This is a genomic window from Bacillus haynesii, assembly GCF_014042035.1.
In the GTDB taxonomy this organism is placed as follows: domain Bacteria; phylum Bacillota; class Bacilli; order Bacillales; family Bacillaceae; genus Bacillus; species Bacillus haynesii.
This window is the reverse complement of sequence record NZ_CP059494.1, coordinates 1,121,678-1,134,539: the sequence shown is the minus strand read 5'-3', so window position 1 is coordinate 1,134,539 and position 12,862 is coordinate 1,121,678. Positions and strand designations below refer to the sequence as shown.

Below are 12,862 nucleotides of genomic sequence, written 5' to 3'. Positions count from 1 at the left end.
CTTCGCCTGGATTCCAAGAGCAAAACCACGTGTTTAAGACGCAAAGTGTGGTCAGCTTGGAATGCCGCGGCAAAAGTGACCTAAAGGACTAAATACTAAGTGGAGTGGACTGTTATATTAGGGTGAACAATAAGCAGAAGGAGGAAACTATTAAATGCTTGAGTTGGATAAGATGATAAACAAAGTAAACGGCCTTAAAGAAGAGCACGCAAAGGGAATCCTTAAGATTATTTGCGGAAAACTGGATAATCTAAAACACGCGGGTGGTCAATATACAGAGAAAGAATTTGTTGAAGATATTCGATCAATGATTGAGGATTTTCCAGAATTAGATAATGATGAAAAGGATAATAAATAAAAAACCCTTCTTGTAAGAAGGATTTTTTTATAACAATTCCACACCGACGACATATACGATGGATTTAGTTATAAACAAATTTTAAAACGGGAGGTTTTGAAAAAGCGAAATAGTAATAACTAAAGTTGATAAAGAGCCCAAAGATATCAAAGATACAATTTTTCGGTTGTTTTGCTTTTTTGAAGATTTACTTAGTTCATATATTAATGCACCCCATAAAAGCATGGATGCCAAAATAATAATACTCATATACGCATAATTCTCCTTTTTATGGTTAACATTGTCATCAATTTTACCACATTTAGGATTGAGATGTCGATGAAATAAGCATCTTTATTTCATTTTAACTCTTATAGATTTGATTTCTTCAGGTCTATTTCATTCTTTTACTGAAGAACAAAACCGTTTATTTTCAACGCGGACATTATATTTCCTTCAAAGTTCTCACTATGAACACTGGCATTCACTTACTCTCTAGTATAGAGTTCCTTATTGAAATGTCTTTATTGCTTTTGTTGTCGAAAATGAAATGGAAACCTTTTATAGCCATAACAAAGAGACTATACAACAAAAAAGGTTAACAAAATGAGGTTGCAAGCTGCAGCCTTTTTAGTTTGAAAAAAGTCAGTACAAATGGAAAGAAATCATCCAACACGCTGCTGTACGGCATCTTTAAGGTGACAAGCGAATTAAGTGAAAGAAGCGGCTGTACGTCAGGTTCGGGAAACGTTGGCTGTTCTTTGGGCGCCAAGAGAGCAAGGCATAGACGGCTATACGGCCAGAAAGCGGCGGGACCGTCTACTGATGGTATGTACGGGTCTAAGACAAAAAATAGAAAAGTTAAGTAATACAACAATTTTAACAGAATGAAGTATACGTAGATAAAAATTTTGAAAGAAATCTGTTGAGTTGAATTGGTCTTGAGGAATAAAGAGCTGATTTAAGAGGGGAAGAAACAATACCGTTGAAAAACAACTATTGACATATGCAAGTAAATAGAATAAATTATTGATTGTTAATAAAAAAACATTATTTTATCATAACACAGAAGTTATAAAAAGTCAATGTTTTTTTAAAAAAAGATGCTTTTGAAAGGAAGAGAGGTTTATGAACTTATCTCGTTTTTTGAATTCCATTCAATTATCCCCACAATCAAAACCTATGATGGAGCTACTTGAATTAAATGAAAAAACAAAAGAGCATGGTCTGATCTTAACACCCAGTGATATAAAAACGTTAATCGTTTATAGAAATAAAGTGCTTCATGATCATGGACGTATAGAGCTGGGGATTGAAGTACTAAAGGAATTAATTGAGGTGTTTGCTGCTTCACCCTATATGGATGAGGATAATGATGTCGAAACGTTAATCGAGCTTCAGGAGATTTTTTATTATCTCAGAAATGAAACAGAAGATAAGATAGGGGACATGAAACTAATTCATCAGATGATGGAGTGTTTTAACGGGCCTTCTGCCGGGTCTTTAGAGATATTAAGAAGTAAAATGGAGGAACTCGCGGAGAGTTTCAGAAGAGATACGATGAGAAGTGAGTCTTTATATAAAGGTGATGAATAACATGGACAAAGAAAACACTTTAAATCGCTATGATTTGGTTTCAAATTTTACGATTGATAAATCAAAGTTAAAGCAAAGCCAATATATGTTGTCACTTCTAAAAGAAGGCCAAAATGTTGGAGTTATTACCAGCGAGAAAGCTTACAAGATACAGGTAGAGATTATGCAAATTCTGCAACGATTGATAGGCCAGTACACCAAAGGGGAAAGTACGTCGGTTACAACGGAAACGGCGGAAGGGATTATGGTTTCCCTCATGTATGCAATAGATGCTTATGCTCTCCATTTTGAGAAACCTGAAGAGGTTATAGTACATTTACATTCTGATAGTATAAAAAAAATATATACAAAAGGTGTCGAATTACTTCACTGTTATTTTGAAGAAGCTAAACAATTATATCAAGACGTAAAAAAAATAAAATTAGATGTGCCTGTTGATGCTTATACTTTAACCATTGACGAATCGTTACCTGTATTTATGAATCATTATAATATTATTTTTGAAGCTCAAAATACCATGGCGAGCATTGACTATCCTTTAGCCATTGACAACATGGAACTGCAAGGTGTTTTTTATATTAAACAGTATTTAGAGCGACTGCTGATAGAAACGAGATTCTGTCAATTTTTTAACCATCACGATTTAATGTATGTCTTGACAAACTTCGGAAGAATATCTCGCTTTAATTATCGCATAGAACTTTTTAATATTTTTGAGTTAATGATAAACAATGCTGTTTTTTCACTGCTATCCGGGGGCGAGGCCAATCAAGTCAGAATTTCTGAAGTTCAATATGACAGGTTAAATCGCTTGTTAAGTGATTGCCATACTGATAAAAGGGCAAACTTAATTAACGAAGCATTTGATCGGTTACAGCGGGATTTAAAAACGGATCAAACGATTACTGATTATATCAATTTGTATCGCAATGAATTTATTCAAAGGGTAAATAACGCTGCGGAAATTGATGGCTTCAAAATGTTGATCATCAGAGAAATTGAAGAGAGAGAAAAACCAATAGCGTTAATATTAAATGAAAATGATCGCATGAGTGATATTGAATTGCGGAAATTGGTGGATTGCATCATGGAAATAAAAAACACAGCAGAAAAGATATCACTGATCCGCGATCATTTTGTTTCACTACATGATTATTTGGATTTGCTAAATTCGGGATGTCTGTTTGACGACGAATATAACGCACTTTTTGCTACGTTTGGGAATTTTGAATTGGCTATTTTTGCGAAAATTGTATTTTATGAAGAATTAAGAGGGGGAATTCTCAATTTCATTGACATTGTTGCTGACTGCGCTGAAGCAAAGAGCGAGTGGGAAACATATTATATTAAATTTATTAAACAATTAGAAGATGAGCGCATTGCAACTATTGGACACCTGATCAACGATATTGACTATGAGGAGATTTCGTTTTATTAAGTTAAAGACGTTATTAAAAAGAAGAGTCTAAAGAAAGACGAAGAAAAATAACAGCACTCGATAAATGCAATCTCATCCCGCTAAGGAAATTTTTTTCAATACAACTTAAAAGCTTAAAGTAACTCTACTCCAATTTGCTTAGTGAATTTTACTTTTATTCTCTCTTCTTCTTCAATACTTACAACCATGAAATCTTCAATTTTCTTAATGCTAGTTACGTTATGAAAAACACCTGTAAATACTGAGAAATCTTTATAGGTTATATCCAGGCTACAAGTTAGTTGATAAACATCCAGCGTTAAAATTAACTTGAAGTTTTGATTATCTTTAAAAGTATAAACCAATTCGCCGGCCTCTGGATCATCAGCTATACTGACCGGCTCGCTCTCAAAAAGTTCCAGTAAATCATATTCATTATATTTTATAAACATCCAACTGACTCCTTAAAATTATAGTGATATTAATGAAGTTAAAAAAACACAGATCTTTAAAGATTTCGATCATTACTGTGCAATAAAAATTTCTGTTTTTCAATTTTGCAACTTCAAAAGCTATTCCTCTCGGTATTGTTTGTATCACTTGAGGAAAGAATCTCATGCATGAAAGGTAAGAGGAGGCTGAATCTTTGTTCAATTCTATAAGCAAATAGCAGAATAATCAACACTTCTTGAAAGGTGCAAAATATCAATCGAGCTGTATATATATAGATTGATATGTTATTATTTGTATAATATTACATGTGAAAAGAAATTGATATTGGATAACACCAATATCTTGCAGCGCCGGTTTAGAACCGCGTTAACAAAAGAGAATCAAGGAGGCTGCTAAGCTACCGAAAAAATAATTGGATTTAATGAAAGAATTTGAAGGATGATCTGTGGAGCTGTTATATATACAAAAAAGGTTCCTTTGGTTATGATATCCCCTATTGGAGGATAAAAAATTAAAAGTGAATATGCATTAGAAAGGGAGATTGTTATTAAATTTTTGCCGCCAGTTTTCGCAGGTATTGCCGTATTTTTAATGACTTTTTATATTGAGTATTCTTCTAAAAATTTATCCCTAGGAAATAAGCTTATACTCAATGTTGCTGCGGCTATTGTGGGGTGTATTTTGGGAATGTTAATAAGAAAAAGAAACCAACAGTAAAGAGACCGATTGATAAAGTTCGGTCTCTTTCTCATTTTTATAAAATGCGGGAAAATATCTTTGGGTTAATAAAGGAAGGTAAGTCATAACGTTAAACAAGGAAATCAAAAAATATTGATTGTGCTGCCTAGTTTTATCTGTCTCATTGTTATTGTGTTTAGGCTAGTTCTTGTGAAGAGGCGATTTTCAGATTAGAAGACCTTTATTAATTTAAATATCACGCTCCGTCAAACATTGAAAATTAAGCAATTTCTAAAAAGGAAGGTTTCCTAATGAATTATGATGAAAACAAAACATCTACATATCAGTTACAATAAAAAGGGATTAGATCTTGAGGCAATAGGATTGAAGCGACTAGATGTTGATATGTGGGACGTTTATTTTCAAAAGTCAACCCTTTTGGTTGCAAAATATTCTCCATAGCAAGTAAGGATTTAAGTATAGATGATGCATCTCAATTTTTGAATTTTGGATTAAACGTGAGTTAGATCATTTTCTCAAAGGTCTCTAGTTTATAGAGGATCTCAACGAATTGCAGTAAGACAGCAAAGAGAATGCGACTCAAAGGAATATGCTTGAACGTTGCTTCTTAACGGATTGTGAGTGTTCACGTGAAGACAGAGATGCAATTCGGGACGAGAAATTTCAATATGATATTGATGAAGACATCTACTGCGAAGGTCGTCCTGATGGAAACAGCTAGAGCCGTCCGGTGCATCCGAAAAAAACTCCAGAAAGAGAGGGACACTTAACAAGTATGAATAGTGAAATGGACAAATGTATATTTTGTGAAATCGTTAGTCGGAAAATTTCAAGTTTTGAGGTTTATAAAAATGACTATGTAACAGCATTTCTTGATATAAATCCTGTTACAAATGGCCATACATTAATCATACCAAATAAGCATATTGAAAGACTGGATCATATAAACGATCCCCATCTATCTAATGAAATAATGGATTCTTTAATTAAAGTACCTCAAATATTAATTCATTCAGGCATTTGTGATGATTACACTATACTCTCAGACAACGGTCACTTTGCTCAGCAAGAAATTAAACACCTGCATTTTCATGTCATACCGAGACACATGAATGAAAAGTTTGAATTCAAATTAAACACCGACTTTACTGCAGCTAAGAAGAGTAACTTATTTTCGATATGGAAAAAGATTGTAGGGAGATGAGGGGAAAAGATCGTACCAGAACTTTAAAAGTGGAAAGAGAGTTAATTTTTGTTTTAGTGCGGGTTTTGCTGGATTCATCATTTCGGCCTCAGTAATTCTTCCCTTTGTTGTATAATGGTGATGATTAACAATGGGTGCAAGGGAGTAAATTATGTTATTAATAGCTTTTGTATTCGCGTATTTTATCAAGCAGCCGATATTAAGTTTCGGGACACTTTTTCTTTTCATCTACGGATTTAGATTTTCTTCTAAAGGCATTAATGCTGAAAAATGCGATTATTATATTAATCAATATAGACTTATATTTTGCTTTGTCATACCTTTCCTTAATTTTTATATGTATTGGTCAACGATAGGAGGTAATGCGGGATTCGGGTTTACGTTTAGTCCGCTTACCCTCATGCAAAAGCTGTCTTTCTTATTACAAGTTATTTTGATATTCTTACCCGAAATTCGCAAATTTTTATCTCGTAAAAACTTCATTCATATTGATGAAAAGAAGCAAAAATTAGCATCGGCTTTGTATCCAATTGCTTTAATCATAACAATTTGTCTGGCATATCGTTAAGGATCTTAAGTAACGTCGTTACTCTACATAAAAAATTGCAGTATTGAAAGTTGTGAAAAGGCAAGCGGTAAAAATTTAAAAGTAGCTTGTGCCCCTTTTTAAAAGTTGATGAAACTGACAGAAGCTCCTCTTTTGGCTGAACGTCCAAAAAAGCACCATTACTTATACCAATCAGGAGGGCAAAAAGTGTTTTTTGCAAAGATCATCGATCGTTTAGCTTTATATGATTTGCACAGAAAAAGAAGTAAAGATAAACATTTTTCCGCTTTTTCATTGAATCCGATTGACAGAGACGAATTCTATAAAGTAAAAGCGGCTGATGTCGCCATCATGCTACATGAATCAAGAAAAAACTATTTGGCTGGACATTTCAGCTATGAATCTCTAATTCCATCAGGGGACCCTGTCAATGATACTTTAAAAGGCGAGGTTTTTTTAAATAAAAATGATATGGATCAACCTAATGTTATTTTTGTGCACGGCTGGCGAATGGATTCATACGACAGAATAAAAAAGATATTTCATGATCGTATCATGAACGATTTAGGCTGGAACATGTACTACTATTCTCTTCCGTATCATTTTGAAAGAGAGCCGGAACATTCGCGTTACAGCGGAGAATTGATGATAAGTGCGAATTTGAATCGTACGGTTGATTCGACGAGACAAGCTATCGTCGATTTACGGGCACTCATTCACTGGATCAAAGCAAATAAAACCGGCCCTGTTATTATAGTGGGCGTCAGTTTAGGCGGGTGGATGACAAATTTACTGGCTACCCTTGAGACTCAAATCGACATAGTGGTCTCGATTTTTTATGCCAATCGTCTTTCTTATTCGATATGGAATACCATCCCGGGTAAATTCATTAGAGAAGAATTGGAACAGCACGGTGTGACATATGAAAATTTACAAACATATTGGGAAATTACAGATCCCAGCCAGGCTGTGCCGAAAGTTAATAAAGATAATATTTTACTGATTTCCGCCGCACATGATCAATATGTTCACATCGAGGATGCTGATGATTTGTGGGAAAGGTGGGGGAAACCGGAAAGACATCTTTACAATTGCGGCCATGCCGGAATTGTTCTTTGTCGCAAAAAACTGGCATTAGATACAATTTCTTTCATCCGAAAAAAATTAAAGCAGCTTCATAATTAATTTCTTTAATCAAAATTTGCAAATAGAAAGTTCATTTCACAGAAGGTTTTTTATGTACTTTGTTTCCGGATTTGTTTCAATTTTGCCGGGTCTATTAACGCTATTTTTCTTACAGGTGTTATCTGTCGCTTTTCCTCATGATATAACCGATGCAGATGGCAATAGTGAAGCTTCAGTTTATTTTCAATCATCTGTCTAGTTTTATCCTGTATTGCTTCTCATTTTAGGCGTCATCATGATTATTGTTCATTTTCGAACAAATGATAAGGATTAATTCGAAGGAGAGTATCGAGTTTGACTGCGAAGCGAAAATGAGATGCATCATCTAAAAGAAGCGGGTATATCATTGATATGAAAGCATCTAAAAAAAGGAGAACAAAAACGATGAACTTTTGGCACAAGCGCTTTCAAGATGAGAACTATGTGTATGGAACAGAACCGAATGCGTTTTTGGCAGATTCGCAGAAAAAACTTCAATTGTCGGGTGATGCTTTAGCCATTGCAGAAGGCGAGGGGCGCAATGCGGTTTTTTTAGCAGAACAAGGGATGAACGTCACCTCATGGGATTATGCTGAGTCTGGGTTGAAGAAAACGAAAAAGCTTGCTGAAAACCGTCGTGTATCGGTGAAGACGGAGCTTGTTGATTTAAATGAAGCGTCTTGGAATCAAGATCAGTGGGACGAGATTGTATGTATTTTTGGACATTTTCCAGAAGAGCTGCGCCGAAAAACGCTTCTGGGAGTAAAAGAAGCCGTGAAGCCCGGGGGATTTTTCGTGACGGAAGTGTATTCGACGCACCAAATCCCTTACAAAAGCGGCGGGCCGCAGGATCTGGAACTTTTATATACACCGGAAGAATTTTTACAAACCTTTTCAGATTGGCGTATTGTCCACTTTTTTATGGGGGAAGTCGTTCGTCATGAAGGGGATTCGCACAACGGTCTGTCCCACGTCATTCAATTTATTGGGCAAAAACAATGAATACTGCCAGGGAAATCTGATTTTAAAAAGGCGCCGTTCATGGCGCTTTTTTTGCGTAACCTTTTCACCGTTATCACTACTAATGTAGTGAAAGCGGGGGAAACGATGAAAAACAATAATGGACTCAAGCGGCTGCTGATAATCAGTTTAATTCTGCTTTTAGTTGGCGGGGGATATGTCAGTGCAATGATCTTCGGAAAGAAAGTGGTGTATGAAGGAAAGGGGGAAAGCGGTCTGTGGCATGCTTCGATTGAGAAATCAGGTAAAACATCAATCGGGCCTAATTATTTTTTGAATTTATATTGGGATGGCAGCCAAGAAGATGCGAAAAGAACGATTGTGAAAACAATCACCTTATACATAGACGGCAAAAAGTATGATGACAGAGGAGAATACGATCTTTCTGAGTATACCGGAGAGGAAATGGATGGCGGAGGCCATATGGAAGATCATATCGCGACTTTTGATTTTATGCCTGAAGAGGATGTCATCGGGCATGCGTTATCAGTTAAAGTGGAGTGGAGAACCGGAGATGAAGAGGACACGGAAATCATGAAATTACACAAGATTCCGTGGTATAAATGAAACGACAATCACTGAATAAGGAAGTGATTTAAAATGAATGAAATTGAGATCAGAAGGCCGCAAATTGACGACGTTGAAGAGCTGAATCAGTTTTTCAGAATCGTGGTCGAGGATACTTTTGCTAAAGAGGGGCTATCCGATCTGCTTGATGATCAAGAAAGTGAAATTGAAAGTAAGAGGCAATACTTGAAAGCAGATTTAGACAGCAAGGGGAAGAGCCGGCACTTTTTTATCGCTTCAGATCAACGTCTGAATAAAATCATCGGTACAATCGAATATGGTTCTGCCAGCGAATTGATCGATATTTGTACGGATGGGGCTTTAAAGGATTTATATGAGGTAGGAACGGTATTTGTCCACCCGGATTATCAAAGACGAGGAATCGGGACTTTGCTGTTCAACGTCATGTTTTTGACCTTTCTGAAACGGGGAGTGAAGGAATTTTGTTTGGATAGCGGCTATCCCGGTGCACAGAGAATATGGAAGAAGAAATTCGGCGAGCCTGACTATGTGCTGGAGGATTATTGGGGGAAGGGATATGATCATATGATTTGGAGGAGACGGACGAAGGATATGCCGATTGATACAAGAACATCAATCATGCCGTCGGTGCTGCCAATAGAGGAATCATGAACATAATCATCCTTTATATTCCATATATGTTTTAATGATAAAAAGAACTTTTCTTGAATTTATTTTTAAATAAATTGTTAAAGTTAAAAAAGTCCTATAAACTATAATGGAATCTTAATTTTAGGATGTGGGAGATATGTTCAACGAAAGAGAAGCGTTGCGTTTGACACTTGAACAGCTAGGTGATGCGGAGATTCAGGTGATGCGGGAATTGCGAAAAGAACGACAGGACATTTATTCGAAGCTGCGTGAATTGGATCGGGAGAGTGATCCTGCAATTAACAAAAAATCTTCATTAATCGACTTGGCAAGTGCTGCCGCAGAGGAATTAAAACAATCCCAACATGCCGCTGACAAACATCCGCCCATCAAGACTCCATCTCATACTATTTTCCAATCAAAAACAACGATACAGCGTGAGGCTGCCTTAAACATTTTAATCCGCCATGAAGAAGGCTTGAGGGGTATTAAGCTTAAAAGTGAAATCGAGAAAGAAACCGGCTTTCCGATTAAAAATATGACGACATTTATGAAGAGCTTGATGAAACATCGTCCAGAAATTAAAAAACCTGCCCGCGGCCATTATATTTTGCAAAAACCCAAAAGCCTTTAGCCGACTTTTGGGTTTTTGCAGATATCGGGGAATTACAGCAAACTCAAGTTTTCAAATGTGATGTTGTTGAGTCCTTATGATATATAAACAGTGAAAGAACCTGAAACCAAACAGCGTTCATATCGTATATATGTTTAAAATAAATGACAAGGGTGTTAGTGACGTTGAATAAAAAGAAATACTTTATCATTATGGTACCGGCTTTAATATTAGCAATTATATCTAGTTATTTAGTCCCCAGAGAACAAGGGTATTGGGTCGGGATGTTATTTATATTGGCAGGCTGGGTGATTTATTATTTTTGGATATATAAAGAAAAGGACAAAACGAAAAATTAATGTTTATAAGGTTTGAACATCATAAAAAAAACGTCTATATAGACGTTTTTTTGTTATTGATATCCATTGTTAGCCAACCTGCTGGGCGGCAACCGACTGAGCCGGTAAACAAATGCTCAAACAGCCGTTTCTCCCAGGTTTTATCGATCTTTTAACTTTAAGGCGTAAGCTTTGAACTGTTAAGAGCTTTGATACTTAAGCTTTAAACGCTGAGCGCTGAGCTTTGAGCTTTTATCTCATTGTTGGCACAGCGTCTCTTTGGCTGTGCTGATGAAATAAAAGGAGGGAGTTACCTTTCCCTCGGAAGGTGTTTAGTTTTATCGGTTTTCGGTTGACTAACAATCGGCTTTAATCGATTTTGATTTTGGTGAGTGTATTGCTCTCGGACAATGCAAAGTCTACTTCCATTTCAAAGTCCTCGATCTTTTTTGCTAAGGAATCGATCTTCTCTTTTAGATTCAGCGGATCGATGATTTTTGCTTCATTTTCAGCGAGGAAAGATTTGACGATTTCCTGGTTTTCAGCCGCTTTTACTTTGCCGTCTTTTCCGAAAAGAGTCTCCAGATGCTTGTCCAGTCTTTCCGTTACTTTTTGATTGACGCTGTCGGCTTCGTCGACTAAATCAGCGTACACTTCTTTCAGCTTATCCAAAAGCTGAATGTCGTAGCTGATGGAGGTTTTTCTTTCGATGGCTTCAGCCACGGTCATCTTGACTCCGGCCACTTCGATTTTGGTCGTCGCGTTGGATACAACAATGGCGGACTTAATGGCATTTCGCCTTTTGATTAAGGCTTCGATTGATTGATGATCGGCTTTTGCCCTAGTTTCCAAGTCTTCGGTTGTCCGAAATCCGTTCGGAAGTTTCTTTCCGATCATCAAGCCTCCGAATGTGGCCTCATTTACGGCCCGCTTGATTCTTTTATCCAACATTTTGAGTTCGCTTAGTGCTCTGGTGATCGTAAGTTCCATTCTATAGCCCCTTCGTGGTTTTTATATTAAAAAGGTAAAAAAGCTCTTTATTTACTCATTAGCCTAATGATTATATCATATTTATTTTCCAAGTGTTATATTTTGTGTATATATTTTCATGTGTTACAAAAGTCCAAAAAGATTAATAGAAATCTATAGGAGGTCTAACCGCTTGTCATTGCATTTCCCTTTAAACGGAACAGGGAGATCAACAAAAAATTTAAAATGCTCGACAAAGAGGCGTGGTATCAAATATCACCAACCGATTGGGAACCTTTATCCAAATGAACCTTTCAGTAAGGCGCTTTATCGCGCAATCGGATGTTGAAAGATCTTAAACGCTCAAGAAAAAACCAGTAAGTTCAAGAATTGAATGACAAGAACTTTTAGCAAAAGAAAAGCTTTGCTGAGGACTTTCCTCAATTCCTATTGTTTGTCTTTGTTCCGTTTCACTGCAAAACATACAGCGAGGACGGCTGCGATAAGAGAGGCAGCTCCGCATGCCAGCTTAATCAGCGGTTTCAACAATATCAACTCCATCTGTTGCGGTATATGTGTAAAGTATAAAAGTAATTCATATCCAAAGACAGTGTATTCTTAAGATTTTAAAGAAATTTTAAGGAAATAAGTCCTGTGCCGCCTGGTTGACAATGAAAAGCCGATCACCTAAAATGAATGATAGTCATTCATTTTTAGGGAGGTCTGCAATATGCCAAAGCAAACGTCCGGGAAATATGAAAAGATTTTGCAGGCGGCCATTGAAGTCATTTCTGAAAAGGGGCTGGATAAAGCGTCGATTTCAGATATCGTGAAAAAGGCAGGTACTGCGCAAGGCACTTTTTATCTTTATTTCTCATCCAAAAATGCGCTGATTCCTGCGATCGCGGAAAATCTTCTGACACATACTTTGGACCATATTAAGAGCAAGGTCGACGGAACCATGTCTTTCTGGACCGCCTTGAACATCATGATCGATGAAACGTTCAACATGACGGAACTTCATCAGGATATTATCGTTCTTTGCTACTCAGGTCTTGCCTTTGACCATTCAATGGAAAAATGGGAGGCTATCTATCAGCCTTATTATTCCTGGCTTGAAGGACTTATCGAAAAAGCAGTTGAGAAAAACGAGGTCATTCCTGACATCAATGTGCGCTGGACGGCCAGAACGATTATCAACTTTGTCGAAAACATAGCGGAACGTTATTACATCGGGGCGGAAAAAGACGAAGAGATCAGTGTGTTCAAAAAAGAAATATTTACTTTTCTGAAGAGAAGCATAGGAACCAAGTAAAAAATGACCGG

The 12,862-nt window shown here is 36.6% G+C and carries 12 protein-coding genes and 1 pseudogene; 11 read left to right on the top strand and 2 right to left on the bottom strand.

Going from position 1 to position 12,862, the window contains the following annotated elements; all coding sequences use genetic code 11:
* Positions 1 to 154 precede the first annotated feature (154 nt).
* The 3 genes from H2R00_RS05535 (at position 155) to H2R00_RS05525 (ending at position 3,371) form a co-directional block, all read left to right on the top strand.
* Entirely contained in the window at positions 155 to 358 is a 204-nt protein-coding gene (locus H2R00_RS05535; RefSeq protein ID WP_154998828.1) for a hypothetical protein, read from the top strand.
* Positions 359 to 1,465: 1,107 nt separating this feature from the next.
* Positions 1,466 to 1,933, top strand: a complete 468-nt coding sequence (locus H2R00_RS05530; protein WP_154998830.1) for a DUF6323 family protein — start codon at positions 1,466 to 1,468, stop codon at positions 1,931 to 1,933.
* 1 nt (position 1,934) lies between these two features.
* On the top strand, positions 1,935 to 3,371 hold the full coding sequence (locus H2R00_RS05525; RefSeq protein WP_182070624.1) for a DUF6179 domain-containing protein: 1,437 nt from the start codon (positions 1,935 to 1,937) through the stop codon (positions 3,369 to 3,371).
* 113 nt (positions 3,372 to 3,484) lie between these two features.
* Here H2R00_RS05525 and H2R00_RS05520 read toward each other — a convergent pair whose 3' ends face one another.
* The gene (locus H2R00_RS05520) at positions 3,485 to 3,802 is read right to left on the bottom strand and encodes a hypothetical protein (RefSeq protein ID WP_154998834.1); all 318 of its coding nucleotides are present in this window, start codon (positions 3,800 to 3,802) and stop codon (positions 3,485 to 3,487) included.
* 997 nt (positions 3,803 to 4,799) lie between these two features.
* On the opposite strand from H2R00_RS05520, the pseudogene H2R00_RS21150 reads away from it, so the two are divergent.
* From H2R00_RS21150 to H2R00_RS05485, 7 genes and pseudogenes are all read left to right on the top strand, one after another.
* Positions 4,800 to 5,008 (top strand): annotated as a pseudogene (locus tag H2R00_RS21150) (DUF3986 family protein).
* Positions 5,009 to 5,277: 269 nt separating this feature from the next.
* Positions 5,278 to 5,706: an HIT domain-containing protein gene (locus H2R00_RS05510; RefSeq protein ID WP_154998836.1), complete on the top strand. Its 429-nt coding sequence runs from the start codon at positions 5,278 to 5,280 to the stop codon at positions 5,704 to 5,706.
* A 754-nt stretch (positions 5,707 to 6,460) separates the two neighbouring features.
* A complete protein-coding gene (locus H2R00_RS05505) occupies positions 6,461 to 7,438 on the top strand; it encodes an alpha/beta hydrolase family protein (protein WP_182070623.1) in 978 nt (325 codons plus the stop codon).
* Positions 7,439 to 7,822: 384 nt separating this feature from the next.
* Entirely contained in the window at positions 7,823 to 8,419 is a 597-nt protein-coding gene (locus tag H2R00_RS05500) for an SAM-dependent methyltransferase (RefSeq protein WP_182070622.1), read from the top strand.
* 105 nt (positions 8,420 to 8,524) lie between these two features.
* Positions 8,525 to 9,004, top strand: a complete 480-nt coding sequence (locus tag H2R00_RS05495) for a DUF4944 domain-containing protein (RefSeq protein WP_154998842.1) — start codon at positions 8,525 to 8,527, stop codon at positions 9,002 to 9,004.
* A 33-nt stretch (positions 9,005 to 9,037) separates the two neighbouring features.
* Positions 9,038 to 9,637, top strand: coding sequence for a GNAT family N-acetyltransferase (locus H2R00_RS05490; protein ID WP_154998844.1), 600 nt, complete (start codon positions 9,038 to 9,040; stop codon positions 9,635 to 9,637).
* A gap of 136 nt (positions 9,638 to 9,773) precedes the next feature.
* The gene (locus H2R00_RS05485; protein ID WP_182070621.1) at positions 9,774 to 10,250 is read left to right on the top strand and encodes a Rok-like winged helix domain-containing protein; all 477 of its coding nucleotides are present in this window, start codon (positions 9,774 to 9,776) and stop codon (positions 10,248 to 10,250) included.
* Positions 10,251 to 10,936: 686 nt separating this feature from the next.
* Here H2R00_RS05485 and H2R00_RS05480 read toward each other — a convergent pair.
* On the bottom strand, positions 10,937 to 11,557 hold the full coding sequence (locus H2R00_RS05480; RefSeq protein ID WP_154995179.1) for a hypothetical protein: 621 nt from the start codon (positions 11,555 to 11,557) through the stop codon (positions 10,937 to 10,939).
* Positions 11,558 to 12,266: 709 nt separating this feature from the next.
* Between H2R00_RS05480 and H2R00_RS05475 the strand changes: the two genes are divergently transcribed.
* Positions 12,267 to 12,851 carry a TetR/AcrR family transcriptional regulator gene (locus H2R00_RS05475; protein WP_154995177.1) on the top strand — a complete coding sequence of 195 codons (585 nt, stop codon included), beginning with the start codon at positions 12,267 to 12,269 and terminating at the stop codon, positions 12,849 to 12,851.
* Positions 12,852 to 12,862: the final 11 nt, after the last annotated feature.